14 protein-coding genes are annotated in these 12,821 nt (G+C 63.7%); 8 read left to right on the top strand and 6 right to left on the bottom strand.

All coding sequences use genetic code 11. The features are described 5' to 3' along the window. Position 1: 1 nt before the first annotated feature. Positions 2 to 928 (bottom strand): polyprenyl synthetase family protein, encoded by a 927-nt coding sequence (locus B5525_RS08125; protein ID WP_079565537.1) that lies wholly within the window; start codon positions 926 to 928, stop codon positions 2 to 4. A 201-nt stretch (positions 929 to 1,129) separates the two neighbouring features. Between B5525_RS08125 and mtgA the strand changes: the two genes are divergently transcribed. The 3 genes from mtgA (at position 1,130) to B5525_RS08110 (ending at position 2,922) form a co-directional block, all read left to right on the top strand. Next, positions 1,130 to 1,786, top strand: coding sequence for a monofunctional biosynthetic peptidoglycan transglycosylase (gene mtgA / locus B5525_RS08120; RefSeq protein ID WP_425305294.1), 657 nt, complete (start codon positions 1,130 to 1,132; stop codon positions 1,784 to 1,786). 158 nt (positions 1,787 to 1,944) lie between these two features. Further along, entirely contained in the window at positions 1,945 to 2,130 is a 186-nt protein-coding gene (gene rpmF / locus B5525_RS08115; RefSeq protein ID WP_027540899.1) for a 50S ribosomal protein L32, read from the top strand. Positions 2,131 to 2,298: 168 nt separating this feature from the next. Continuing rightward, entirely contained in the window at positions 2,299 to 2,922 is a 624-nt protein-coding gene (locus B5525_RS08110) for a hypothetical protein (protein ID WP_079573087.1), read from the top strand. A 109-nt stretch (positions 2,923 to 3,031) separates the two neighbouring features. Here the strand turns inward: B5525_RS08110 and B5525_RS08105 are convergent, their stop codons facing one another. After that, a complete protein-coding gene (locus B5525_RS08105; protein ID WP_079565535.1) occupies positions 3,032 to 3,319 on the bottom strand; it encodes a hypothetical protein in 288 nt (95 codons plus the stop codon). A gap of 330 nt (positions 3,320 to 3,649) precedes the next feature. Here B5525_RS08105 and B5525_RS08100 point away from each other — a divergent pair, with 330 nt between their 5' ends. Next, positions 3,650 to 5,350, top strand: coding sequence for a bifunctional diguanylate cyclase/phosphodiesterase (locus B5525_RS08100; RefSeq protein WP_079565534.1), 1,701 nt, complete (start codon positions 3,650 to 3,652; stop codon positions 5,348 to 5,350). A 149-nt stretch (positions 5,351 to 5,499) separates the two neighbouring features. Here the strand turns inward: B5525_RS08100 and phaR are convergent, their stop codons facing one another. Further along, positions 5,500 to 6,099, bottom strand: coding sequence for a polyhydroxyalkanoate synthesis repressor PhaR (gene phaR / locus B5525_RS08095; protein ID WP_079565533.1), 600 nt, complete (start codon positions 6,097 to 6,099; stop codon positions 5,500 to 5,502). Positions 6,100 to 6,404: 305 nt separating this feature from the next. Between phaR and B5525_RS08090 the strand changes: the two genes are divergently transcribed. From B5525_RS08090 to B5525_RS08080, 3 genes are all read left to right on the top strand, one after another. Further along, entirely contained in the window at positions 6,405 to 7,583 is a 1,179-nt protein-coding gene (locus tag B5525_RS08090; protein ID WP_079565532.1) for an acetyl-CoA C-acetyltransferase, read from the top strand. A 279-nt stretch (positions 7,584 to 7,862) separates the two neighbouring features. Then, on the top strand, positions 7,863 to 8,588 hold the full coding sequence (gene phbB, locus B5525_RS08085) for an acetoacetyl-CoA reductase (RefSeq protein WP_079565531.1): 726 nt from the start codon (positions 7,863 to 7,865) through the stop codon (positions 8,586 to 8,588). 174 nt (positions 8,589 to 8,762) lie between these two features. Then, positions 8,763 to 9,653: a DMT family transporter gene (locus B5525_RS08080; RefSeq protein WP_079565530.1), complete on the top strand. Its 891-nt coding sequence runs from the start codon at positions 8,763 to 8,765 to the stop codon at positions 9,651 to 9,653. Between the two features lie 109 nt (positions 9,654 to 9,762). Here B5525_RS08080 and B5525_RS08075 read toward each other — a convergent pair whose 3' ends face one another. Both B5525_RS08075 and gloB read right to left on the bottom strand, forming a co-directional pair. Continuing rightward, positions 9,763 to 10,191, bottom strand: coding sequence for a cupin domain-containing protein (locus B5525_RS08075; protein WP_079573085.1), 429 nt, complete (start codon positions 10,189 to 10,191; stop codon positions 9,763 to 9,765). Positions 10,192 to 10,213: 22 nt separating this feature from the next. Beyond that, on the bottom strand, positions 10,214 to 10,981 hold the full coding sequence (gene gloB, locus B5525_RS08070) for a hydroxyacylglutathione hydrolase (RefSeq protein WP_079565529.1): 768 nt from the start codon (positions 10,979 to 10,981) through the stop codon (positions 10,214 to 10,216). Between the two features lie 139 nt (positions 10,982 to 11,120). On the opposite strand from gloB, the gene B5525_RS08065 reads away from it, so the two are divergent. Continuing rightward, a complete protein-coding gene (locus B5525_RS08065; protein ID WP_079573083.1) occupies positions 11,121 to 11,864 on the top strand; it encodes a class I SAM-dependent methyltransferase in 744 nt (247 codons plus the stop codon). Between the two features lie 152 nt (positions 11,865 to 12,016). Here B5525_RS08065 and B5525_RS08060 read toward each other — a convergent pair whose 3' ends face one another. Next, positions 12,017 to 12,760: a DUF4167 domain-containing protein gene (locus B5525_RS08060; RefSeq protein WP_079565528.1), complete on the bottom strand. Its 744-nt coding sequence runs from the start codon at positions 12,758 to 12,760 to the stop codon at positions 12,017 to 12,019. Positions 12,761 to 12,821: the final 61 nt, after the last annotated feature.

Raw genomic sequence — 12,821 nt, 5'->3', positions numbered from 1 at the left:
GTCAATTCTTGCGTTCGGCGACAAATCGCGCGGCGGCGCGCAGCACCTCGCCCTTGGCGCCGAAGATCGAGAGCGCGGAATCGGCGCGCGCCAAAAGATCGCGCACGCGTTTCTTGGCGCCGTCGATCCCGAGTTGGGTGACGAAGGTGGTCTTGCCGAGAGCCGCATCCTGTCCGGTCTGCTTGCCCAGCGCGGCGGCATCGCCCTCCACGTCGAGCAGATCGTCGGCGATCTGGAAGGCTTCGCCAAGCGCGCGGCCGTAATCGTCGAGCGCCTGATATTCATTGGCCGAGGACTGGCCGAGGATCGCCCCGGCAATGCAGCCGAAGCGCAACAGCGCGCCGGTCTTCATCTGCTGCAGGCGGGCGACGTCGACCGGCTCGCGGTCGCCGAAGCGGCCCTCGCCGGCGAGGTCGAGCATCTGGCCGCCGACCATGCCGCCGATGCCCGAGGCGCGCGCCAGCGCGCGCGTCAGCAACAGGCGCACCGTCGGATCGCGGTGGATCTCGTCACGGGTGATGATGTCGAAGGCGAGCGTCAGCAATGCGTCGCCGGCAAGAATCGCCGTGGCGTCGTCGGTTTGCTTGTGCAGCGTCGGCCGGCCGCGGCGCAGATCGCTGTTGTCCATCGCCGGCAGATCGTCATGGATCAGCGAATAGCAGTGGATACATTCCAGTGCGGCGCCGGCCAGCAGGGCGGCCTCGCGCGGCACGCCGAACACGGCGGAACTCTCCACCACCAGGAACGGCCTCAAGCGTTTTCCGCCGCCGAGGCTGGAATAGCGCATAGCGTCCATCAGCCGCTTCGGCCGGGCGATCTCGCCGGGCAAGAGCGCATCCGACAAGAGTTTGCCCAGCAGCGCTTCGGTGTCCTCCGCGGTCTGGTCCAGTCGTTTCGCAAAGTCGAAAGTTGCAGTGCCGGTCGTCATCAAAGAGGGCTCCCAATCGATTTGGCGGGGACAATCGTTGATGGCACGGTCTTCGTCAATTCCGACGGCGGGGCGGCGGGCACCTTGCAACCGCTGGAAAAACCCGGAAATATCAGGGAGATATCAGTCGTACCGGCTGTTTTTGCCCGCGCCCCCCGCCATTAACCAGAAGCGCCACATTTGCGCATAGCCCGAAATCTGCTGCTGATCGTGCTGGCCGCGCTGCTGCTGCCCTATGTGCTGGCGCCGCTCTATCGCACCGGCCACCCGGTCTCCACCCTGATGGCCTGGCGCTATTTGACCGGCGCGCCAATGTCACGGCAATGGGTCGATTTCAGCGCGATCTCACCCTTTTTGCCGCGTTCGGTGGTTGCCGCCGAAGATGCCAAATTCTGCAGCCATCACGGCATCGACTGGGATGCGCTGCGCGACGTGATCGACGATGCCGAGGAGGGTGAGGTCACCCGCGGCGGCTCGACCATCACCCAGCAGGTGGCGAAAAACCTGTTCCTGTGGCCGGGCCGCAGCGTGGTCCGCAAGGCGCTGGAGCTTCCGCTGGCGCTGTGGATCGATTTCGTGCTGCCGAAGCAGCGGATCCTGGAAATCTACCTCAACATCGCCGAGCTCGGTCCAACCGGTCAGTTCGGCGCGCAAGCCGGTTCCATCTTTGCTTTCGGCCGCCCGGCATCGGCCCTCTCGCCACGCGAAGCGGCGCTACTGGCGGCGATCCTGCCTAATCCGGTCAAGCGCAGCGCCCGCAATCCCGGCCCCGGGGTGCGCCGTCTGGCCGGAACTTACATGGCTCGGGCACAGGCCCCCTCCCTGCAACGTTGCTGGAGTGAAAATCGCGCTTTTTGAGCCAATTTTCGGCCATTTTGGCAGCAAACCACCCTAGCTTTGCACGGCCCCATCCTCTATAAGCGCGGCCTTATCGGCATTCGAGCTCGCGGCCTAAACGCTTCAGCCGTCCGCGTTTGGACGATGCCTAGACCACAACATCCCTAGAGGACACCGAAATGGCCGTTCCCAGAAGAAAAACATCGCCCTCGCGGCGTGGCATGCGCCGCTCGGCGGATGCGCTGAAGAAGCCGACCTATGCCGAGGACAAGGACTCCGGCGAATTGCGCCGTCCGCACCACCTCGACCTGAAGACCGGCATGTACAAGGGACGCCAGGTTCTGAAGGCCAAGAAGGAATCCTGACCGGGCCGGTGTCCAGGACGCGCCACGGCATACCCGGGTTCGCGCCTGTGCGGCCCGAGTCCAGGCTCCGTAACGCGAGGCGGAGCCTGTAAGACGGTTTCCTGCTGCGAACCCCATGGGTTTGCCCGAGAACATCCGGTGCTTGAAAAGAAGGCCTCGCCGATGTCCATGGTCGGTTTCCCGCTCCTCCTGATTCCGCTCGCGATCTACAACATCATCGCCTTCCTGATGCCCGGCGTGACTCTCGCCGAGCCGCTTCTGACGTTGACGCTGATGTCCGGCGCGCAATGGCCGGTGACGCTGAGCGATGTCCTGCTCGCGCTCGGCATCCTGTTGCTGTTGCTCGAGGTCATGAAGGGCGCCCGTCCCGGCGGGAAATATCTCACCGATCATCTGTTGTCGCTGATCGTGTTCGGAGCCGCCGGCGCTGAATTCCTGCTGTGGCCGAAGTTCGGCACCTCGACCTATTTCCTGCTGTCGCTGTTGTCGCTGGTGGATTTCCTGTCGGGCATTGCGCTGCGCCCCCGGCGCGGAACGGTGGCGGCAGCCGCTGCCCCCTCCCGCAAGCGGGCGGCCGCTGCGCCCGAACCTCAATTCGAGCCGGCCCCGCCGGCCCCGGCCCAGGCGCCGTCAGAGCCGGTGCCCGTCGCCGAAGCCGCGCCGCATGATCGCGTCGAGCCGAAAATGGTGCCTGCCGAGGTCGCGCCGGCGAGACCGTCGCCGGAGGTCGCATCCCCGGAGTTGCAGCCGGGCGAAGGCTCGCCGCCGTCGTCCGAAGATCCGCCGCGTTAACTTTCTGATCCAGAGCGTTTTCGAGCGAAGTGAACACCGGTTCGCATGAAGAAAACGCGTCAAAACAAGAATCGAGGGCTTCGGTTCTAATTCAATCAGAACCGAAGCCCTAGACGATCTGACGGGTGCGGATGCCGGCGGCCTGGCCCTGTTGCAGCTGCGCGCCGTAGGCAGCTTTGGCATCGGCCGGCGTTGCCCGACGCAGGCAACGGGTCTGCGGTAGATGCTCGGCGGTTGCGATCAGCTGGGTGACGAAATCGGCCCGTGACCGCGACTGCTCCGGCACCCGCGACCAATGAACCGTAGGCACCACCGGCACCAGCGCGACGCAGGCGGGCTTTTCGCCGGTAACGACGCCGCCTTCTACCGCCTCGTTTGGTCGATCGTTGCTTAACATCGTAAATCGAAATCCGGCTTAACTGTCACGTTCTGGGACGTTGCGCGCGCTTCGATTTCATCCTCGCAAGGGCTATGCCGGTTCCCCCCATTTTGTTCCGGACAGCCTTCGAACGTGGTTTGCGGAATATTAATATTTACGAACTTCGCGCAGAGCATTTTCCGGCGGCCCCCGGTTTGCCGTGAGAAAACGCTCTCCATTAATAATTTGCGCGTATTCTGATCGCAAAGCCGGTACCCACCTTTTGCGGAATACGCGCTGGTCTGTGCCGAAACAGGCAGTATCCTTGAGACCGGGAAACACCCGGCAGTGTCCTGAAACGAGGCGACCGTGACATCCGCTCCACCGAAAGCTTCGACCATCCTGGCTTCGCTCGGCCAGGCCGCGTTCGTCTGGGACATCACCACTGACATCATCACCTGGAGCGATCATGCCGGCGCGGTGTTTTCCGATATCCCGAAGGCGTCGCTCGCGAAGGGCTCGGAGTTTTCCAGGCTGATCGAGCCGGTACGTATGATCCGCTCCGATGCGCTGGCCAACTCGCCGCCCGCGCATGGCGCCGAAGGCGCCCCTTACCGGATCGAATATGGCGTGCGGACCTCGTCTTCCGAGCCGATGCTCTGGGTCGAGGAAACCGGGCGCTGGTTCGCCGGTCCTGACGGACGGCCGCTGCGTGCCCACGGCATTGTCCGCATCAACAATGAACGCCACGCCCGCGAGGAGCAATTGCTGAAGCTGTCGCGGCATGACCCGCTGACCGGTGAGCTCAATCGGACGCATCTGATGGCCTCGCTGGCCGAGGCCATCGAGGAGGCGACGCGTTTTCGCACATCCTGCGCCTTCATGCTGATCGGGATCGATCATCTGGCGCGCATCAATGACGCATTCGGATTCGATGTTGCCGACGCAGTGATTTCGGAAGTGGCCCGGCGGCTTCGTTCGCGACTGCGCGGCGGCGACGTGCTCGGCCGCTTCTCCGGCAATAAATTCGGGCTGATCCTGAAGAACTGCACGGTCGACGACATCAACGTCGCGGCCGAGCGGTTTCTGGCCGGTATTCGCGACGAGGTGGTGCCGACCCAATCCGGGCCAGTCTCCGTCACCGCCTCGATCGGTGCGGTCAGCGTGCCGCGCTACGCACGCAGCGCCAACGAAGCCATCAACCGCGCCCATGAAACGCTCGATATGGCCAAACGCCGCCGCGCCGGGTCGTTCTCGGTATGGCGGCCCAATGTCGAGCGCGACGCCCAGCGCCGCGTCAATATTCGCGTCACCGACGAGATCGTCACCGCGCTCAACGAGCGCCGGATCGTGATGGCGTTCGAGCCGGTGGTGGAGGCGGGTTCGCGCGATACGGCGTTCTATGAATGCCTGATCCGCATGGAGCAGGATGACGGGCAGGTGCTGCTGGCCCCGGACATCGTTCCGGTGGCGGAGAAGCTTGGCCTGATCCGCCTGGTCGACCACCGCGTGCTCGAACTCGTGGTGGCTGAACTGGCGGTATCGCCGAACGTGCAACTCAGCCTCAACATTTCACCCGACACCACGATGGACCCGGACTGGTGGTCTTCGATCGAATCGCTGATGCGCGCGCATCCTGGCGTCGCGGAACGGCTGATCGTCGAAATCACCGAAACCGTCGCGATCCAGGATGTCGACGATTTGCGCGGCTTCGTCGCGCGGCTGAAGAATTTCGGCAGCCGGATCGCGATCGACGATTTCGGCGCCGGTTACACCTCGTTCCGCAATCTGCGCAAGCTCGGCGTCGACATCGTGAAGATCGATGGTGCGTTCGTGCAGAACGTCGCGCGCTCGGCGGATGATCGCGCCTTCGTGCATACGCTGATCGATCTGGCGCGCCGGTTGCAGATCAAGACGGTCGCCGAATGGGTTCAGGACGAGGAAGCCGCAATCATGCTGCGCGACTGGGGCTGCGACTACATCCAGGGGCGCCTGATCGGGCTCGCGTCTTCGGAGCGGCCGTGGGGCGCGCCGGCCGCCGACATGCTTCCCGCGGCTAACAATCCCTAGGTCCCTGCGAAAGCAGGGACCCAGACGCCGTGACCTATCGGTTGGGCGATCGTGGGACAGACCTTCCGCAACATCTAGGACCGCTGATTGTGGGTCCATCTTTCGCGGGGACGACGATCTGTTGTTGTTCGACGACGGAAGGATGGCCCTCACTCTTCCTTCTTCGTCGGCTCCTTCGACATGCGCTCGAGGCGCTCCTGCATGTCCTTCATCTGACGGCGCAGATCGTCGATGTTGTCCTCTTCGGGCACCGGCTCGGGGGTTTTTTCCGGCTCCGCGGCGGATCCGGCGCGTGGCGGCACGAACGGCTTGAACATCGAGAAGGTCTGCTGAAACAATTCCATGTTGCGGCGGACATGTTCTTCGAGCGGAGCAAACGGCGTTCCCGAGAAAGTGTTGGTCAGCTGCTTGCGGAATTTTTCCTGCTCGCGTGTCAGCGTATCGATCGACTGTTCGAGATATTTCGGCACCACCATCTGCATGCTGTCGCCGTAGAAGCGGATCAGCTGGCGCAGGAACGTGGTCGGCAGCAGGTTCTGGCCGGCCTTGTTCTCCTGCTCGAAGATGATTTGCGCCAGCACCGATCGGGTGATGTCGTCCCCGGTCTTGGCGTCGTAGACGAGGAAGTCCTCGCCCTCCTTGACCATCGCGGCGAGGTCTTCGAGCGTGACATAGGTACTTGTGCCGGTATTATAGAGCCGCCGGTTCGCATATTTCTTGATCGTGGTGGGTTGGTCAGATTTCGCCATGGGCTCACACATGCACACCGAGGAGAAGGAACCCGACGGCTTCGCCGCAGGGTTGACGAGCAACGCAACGCAACAAAGTAAGCATTTTCAATAAGCTTCGGCTACCGTTTTGTGCAGCACGGTCAATTCCAAAGCATAGACGTTGCTTATGGATACGCCAAGAACGTCATTTTGAGTGCTCCGCGGCGAGATTTCGGCCTCCGGCCGGTTGACATGCCTCAACGACGTTAACAGGATGAGGAGAGAGACTGGCCTGCCAATCCGGCGCCCGCCCAACCAAACCCTCAAGCCCCCAGGAGATGTCCATGTCCGACGATGTCGTCATCGTCAGCGCCGCCCGCACCCCGGTCGGAAGCTTCAACGGTGCCTTCGCTACTACGCCGGCCCATGATCTCGGCGCCGTCGCCATCAAGGCCGCGCTGGAGCGGGCCGGTATCGAGCCGGGCCGGGTCTCCGAAGTGATCATGGGCCAGATCCTGACGGCGGCGCAGGGCCAGAACCCGGCCCGTCAGGCCTCGCTCGCCGCCGGTATCCCGGTGGAAAGCCCGGCCTGGGGCGTCAACCAGGTCTGTGGCTCGGGCCTGCGCACGGTTGCGCTGGGCTACCAGGCGCTGCTCAACGGCGATTCCGATGTCGTCGTCGCCGGCGGACAGGAATCCATGAGCATGGCCGCGCACGCGCAATATCTGCGCGGCGGCGTCAAGATGGGCAACCTCGAGCTCGTCGACACCATGATCAAGGACGGGCTGTGGGACGCTTTCAACGGCTACCACATGGGCAACACCGCTGAGAACGTCGCCCGGCAGTACCAGATCACCCGTCCGCAGCAGGACGAGTTCGCGGTTGCCTCGCAGAACAAGGCCGAGGCCGCGCAGAAGGCCGGCAAGTTCAAGGACGAGATCGTGGCGGTCACCATCAAGACGCGGAAGGGCGACATCGTCGTCGACACCGACGAATATCTGCGTCACGGCGCGACACTGGACGCGATGGCCAAGCTCAAGCCGGCCTTCGAGAAGGACGGCACCGTCACCGCCGGCAACGCCTCGGGCATCAATGACGGCGCGGCCGCGGTGGTGCTGATGACCGCCAAGCAGGCCGCCAAGGAAGGCAGGAAGGTTCTCGGCCGCATCGCGTCCTGGGGCCAGGCCGGTGTCGATCCGAAGATCATGGGTACCGGACCGATCCCGGCCTCCCGCGCGGCACTGAAGAAGGCGGGCTGGAACATCGGCGATCTCGATCTGATCGAGGCCAACGAAGCCTTCGCGGCCCAGGCCTGCGCGGTCAACAAGGACCTCGGCTGGGATACGTCCAAGGTCAACGTCAACGGCGGCGCGATCGCGATCGGCCATCCGATCGGCGCTTCCGGCACGCGCGTGCTGGTGACGCTGCTGCATGAAATGCAGAAGCGCGACGCCAAGAAGGGTCTTGCCACGCTGTGCATCGGCGGCGGCATGGGCATCGCCATGTGCATTGCACGCGACTGACATGTGCACCGCACGCGATTAAACGTTCGGCGTCGTCTGATGAAAAGATCATCTAGCAACCGCAGAACTTCTGGCTAATAAAGAAACGCCGGGAGCGGCGCATGATCCGGCAGGATCATGCGCCCTTTTTCTTTTGGAGCGCGCAAACCGGTGGCCACTTTTGCTGATCGCGCTCTGAGCCGGGCGTTTTTGTTCTTGATGTTCGTCAAACGGCCCGCTTAATTCGAAGCTATAAAATAAAAAACGCAAGTTCGAGAGACGCCAAGGGAAGGATACGACATGGCACGTGTTGCGTTGGTATCGGGGGGAACGCGGGGCATCGGGGCTTCGATCAGCAAGGCCTTGAAGGCCGCCGGCTACAAGGTGGCCGCCAACTACGCGGGAAATGACGCCGCGGCGGACAAGTTCAAGGCCGAGACCGGTATTCCCGTCTACAAATGGGACGTAAGTTCGTTCGATGCCTGCGCCGCCGGTATCAAGCAGGTCGAGGCCGATCTCGGCCCGGTCGAGGTGCTCGTCAACAACGCCGGCATCACCCGGGACGGAGCCTTCCACAAGATGACGTTCGAGCAGTGGAACGCGGTCATCAACACCAATCTCGGCTCGCTGTTCAACATGACGCGCCAGGTGATCGAGGGCATGCGCTCCCGCAAGTTCGGCCGCATCATCAACATTTCCTCGATCAACGGCCAGAAGGGCCAGTTCGGCCAGGTCAATTATTCGGCGGCGAAGGCCGGTGATATCGGCTTCACCAAGGCGCTCGCGCTGGAAAATGCCAAGGGCGGCATCACCGTGAACGCGATCTGTCCGGGCTATATCAACACCGAGATGGTGCAGGCGGTGCCGAAGGAGGTGCTGGAGAAGAGCATCCTGCCGCTGATCCCGATCGGCCGCCTCGGCGAGCCCGATGAAATCGCCCGTGCCGTGGTGTTTCTCGCCGCCGACGAAGCCGGTGCCGTCACCGGCTCGACGCTGACCATCAACGGCGGGCAATATATGGTGTGATTGCGGCGTCCGTCGTGGTCGCGCGCAGCCTTGACATTCCAAGAAGTCGTCATGCCCGGCCTTGTGCCGGGTATCCACGTCTTTACAACCACTAGCAAAGACGTCGATGGCAGAGACAAGCCAGGCCATGACGGAACGTGCTTCGACCTGGCTCCCGCACACTTGCCAAACGCAATGACCTCCCGCACCGCCACCCTGATCGGACTGACCGCGATCCTGATGTGGTCGCTGCTGTCGGCGTTGACGGTGGCAACCGGCAAGATTCCCGCCTTTCAGCTCGCGGCGATGACATTCGCGATCGGCGCGGTAGTCGGTTGCCTGACCTGGATCGGGCGGCCGGATGCCATCCGAGCGCTGCGCCAGCAGCCGCTGGCGTGGGTCGTCGGGGTCGGCGGTTTGTTCGGCTATCACGCGCTGTACTTTCTCGCGCTGCGCTTCGCGCCGCCGGCTGAAGCCGGCCTGCTGAATTATCTCTGGCCGCTGTTGATCGTGCTGTTCTCGTCGCTGTTGCCGGGCGAGCGGCTGGCGCCGCATCACATCATCGGCGCGCTGCTCGGCCTTGCCGGCACGGTGCTGCTCTTTGCCGGCAACAGTCTCAGCGGCTTTGCGCCCGGCCAGGTGCCGGGACTGGCCGCAGCATTCGTCGCGGCCTTCGTATGGGCGGCCTATTCGGTGATGTCGCGCAAGCTCAAGGCAGTGCCGACCGATGCGGTGGCGGGCTTTTGCGCGGCGACCGCGCTATTGGCGGCCTTGGTGCATGGGCTGGTCGAGGAGACGGTATGGCCCGACACGATGACGCAATGGCTGTCGGTCGCGGCGCTCGGTGTCGGCCCCGTCGGCGCCGCATTCTATGCCTGGGATGTCGGCATGAAGCGCGGCGACATCCGCGTGCTCGGGGCCGCGTCCTACGCGACGCCGCTGCTCTCGACATCGTTTCTGATCCTGGCCGGCTTTGCCCAGCCGAGCGCGAATATCGCCCTCGCCGCCGTGCTGATCGCCGGCGGCGGCCTGATCGCGGCGCGGGATATGTTTAGGCGACGTTATGCGGCCGGTCGCCAGCCCTGAGGCTTATATTTATATAGTGTCTCTGGAATCTGACCGAGCTCGGAGCGCTGCAGCTTTTCAGGCGTGAAGCCGTAAAACTGCGACCCACCCGATTTCCGATCGTGCCTGTTCAGCCGGGAGGGCACCAGCCTGCCGGCGCCAGCTCGAAGCCTGCGAATTCAAATCCTGGCGCGACGGTGCAGCCAACCAGCGTCCAGTCGCCGCCGGTTTCGGCGGTCTGCCATGCCTGCGCCGGTACGATCGCTTGCGGTCGCTCGCCTCCGGTAACGTCGGGTCCGAGCCTTACCGTGTGCTGCGTGCAGTCATCATGGGCAATTCGCAAGGTCAGGGCGCTTCCCGCGTAATAATGCCAGACCTCCACGGCGTCGATGCGATGCCACTGCGAACGCTCGCCGCGCGCCAGCAGGAAGTAGATCACGGTGGAAAAGGAACGTCTGTTGGCGTCGACGCGCTTGTCGCGAAAGGTCTCGCGGTAATGCCCGCCCTCCGGATGCGGCTTCAATTCGAGTCGGGCAATGATCTCTGCAGCAGTCGGCATCGCGCCCATCCGGCTTGATCCATCAGGACTTGTTCTTGCGTTCGCGCAGTTCGCCGAACACCTCGGCGGCATCGCGGCCCTTCATCCTCACGCCAGCCGCCACCGACGGCTCGTCGGCGCGCAGGAATACGTTTGCCTTTTTTTCCTCGCCAAGCAAGGTGGGGATTGTCGGCTTGTTCGCCGCGCGCAGCCGCGTCACCTCTTCGGCTCGGGCCTTCAGCGTCGGATTGTCCGGTTCGACGGTGAGCGCGAATTTGATGTTGGCGGCAGTGTATTCGTGCCCGCAATAAAGCTTGAAATCGTCCGGCAGCGCCCGCAGCTTGAGCAGCGAATCCCACATCATCGGATAATTGCCCTCGAACACCCGTCCGCAACCGATCGAGAACAGCGTGTCGGCGGCGAACAGCGCCTTGTCGTTGTCGAAGACATAGCTGACGTGGTCGAGGGTGTGGCCCGGGGTTTCCAGCACGCGGCCCAAAAGATCGCCCACCTTCACCACGTCGCCCTGGCCGACGCGCAAATCGACATTGGCGATTCCGGTGGACTTGTCGTGCGGGGCGACCACCCGGCAGCCATATCTCTGCTTCAGCTCGGCGACGCCGCCGACATGATCGTGGTGATGATGGGTGATGAGAATATCGGTCAGGGTCCAGCCTTCGCGCTCCAGCGCCTTGACGATGGGGGCTGCTTCCGGCGCATCGACCGACGCGGTCGCCTTGGTCTCGGGATCGTGAATCAGATAGCCGAAATTGTCGGTGAGGCAGGGGAACAGGCGGATCTCGGCAGCCATGATATCTCCGTCGATTGAGTGAGGCGGTGACGCCGGTCAGGCCCCTTATAGGCATGAAATATGGCGTTAACGCTCCAACGGCAATGCAATATTCGCGGCCCCCGGCGGTGCGGCGGCGTGTTACATTAGCTTCATGATCATCGATGTCATCGACCTCCGCGATTTCTATTCGCAGCGCCTCGGCATCGTGGCGCGGCGGCTGATCAATCGCGGCATTCATGCGCGCTGGCCGGATGCGCAGGGCCAGCGCGTGCTCGGCATCGGTTATCCCACGCCCTATCTCGGCCTGTTTCGCGAGGACTCAGAGCGCTGCATCGCCTTCATGCCGGCGGCGCAGGGCGTGCTGAAATGGCCGACGGCGCGGCCCACGCTCGCCGCCCTGGTCGATGAATTCTCGCTGCCGCTGCCGGATGCCGCCGTCGACCGCATCCTGCTGGTTCATGCGCTGGAGATGTCCGACGATCCGGAAGGGCTGTTGCGCGAGGTATGGCGTGTGCTGGCGCCCTCGGGGCGCATGATGGCGGTGATCCCAAACCGGCGCGGAGTATGGACGCGCTCCGACGCCACGCCGTTCGGTCATGGCCGGCCCTATTCGCGCTCGCAGATCACGCAATTGCTGCGGCAGACGTGGTTCACGCCGACCGGGTGGGGCGAGGCATTGTTCGTGCCGCCGGTGCCCGGCGGCTGGTTCCTGCGCTCGGCGATGGCGTGGGAGCGGGTCGGCGCGGCGCTGTCGCTGCCTTTCGCCGGCGTTCATATCGTGGAAGCGACCAAGCAGGTCTACCGCGCGATCCCGGCGCACCGCGAGCGCACACGGCTCATTCCGGCGCTCGAGCCGGTGCTGGTGCCCTCGTCGCTGCAGCGGCGGAACGATGGTACGTAACTGGTAGGCTGGGCGGGCAAAGGCGCTCTCGCGCCGTGCCCACCACCTTCGCCGATTGCCGTCAAATCAGCTCACGGGCACACGCAGCTTGTCATCGGGCCAGCATTTGCGCGACCCGTTGGCTTTGCCCACCCTATCGAAGCTGCGCCGGCTTACTCGTTCCCTGGATTGAAATCGTCGCCCGGTGCCGCCGCGGGCGCGGCCAAGCCGTCGGGACGCGGGCCGTGCGGCCGGCGACGGCGGCGGGGGAAACGCTCTCGTTCGCCGCCTTCGAAGCCCGGGCCACCGCTGATCTGCGGCTGCGGTCCGGTGATGAACGACGGCAGGCGGTCGACGCTGGCGTTGTCCGGGATCACCGGTTGCGGCTGGGGCTGCGGTTGAAACTGCGGCTGCGGACGATGCTCGCGCGGCTGTTGCTGTTGCTGGTCGCGCGGCTGGTAGGGTTGGCCGTCGCGCTGGTGCTCGCGCGGAGGATTGTTGTCCCGCGGCACGAACGGCTGCGGCTGCACCGGGACGAAGCCGGGCTCTTGCCCGAAATGCGAAAAGCTCTCGCCCTCGTCGTCGCCGTCCTCCGAGACCATCTCATTGTCGGTGCGCGGCTGCGGCTGGTTCTGGCGGAACTGCTCCTGGGCTGCGGCAATCAGGCGGAAATAATGTTCGGCATGCTGATAGTAGTTTTCGGCTGCGACCGGATCGCCGGAGGAACGCGCATCGCGCGCCAGCTGCACATATTTTTCCGCAACATGGGACGCGGTGCCGCGGATCTTGATGTCGGGCCCGTTGGACTCGAATACCCGGGTCATCGGATTCTGGCCGCGCCGGTTGCCGTCGTTTCGATTGCTGTTGTTATTGTTGTTCCGGTTACGCATCCGCTTGTTGTTCTGACCGTTTCTCATGTCTCGCCTTTATTCCAGCCCTGAAGTTATAAGCCGTGAGTGATTAGTCCTGAGTGATGAG

The organism is Bradyrhizobium erythrophlei, assembly GCF_900129505.1.
GTDB classification, from domain to species: Bacteria; Pseudomonadota; Alphaproteobacteria; order Rhizobiales; family Xanthobacteraceae; genus Bradyrhizobium; species Bradyrhizobium erythrophlei_D.
The sequence above is the reverse complement of the archived record's forward strand: the minus strand, read 5'-3'. Positions and strand labels throughout refer to the sequence as shown.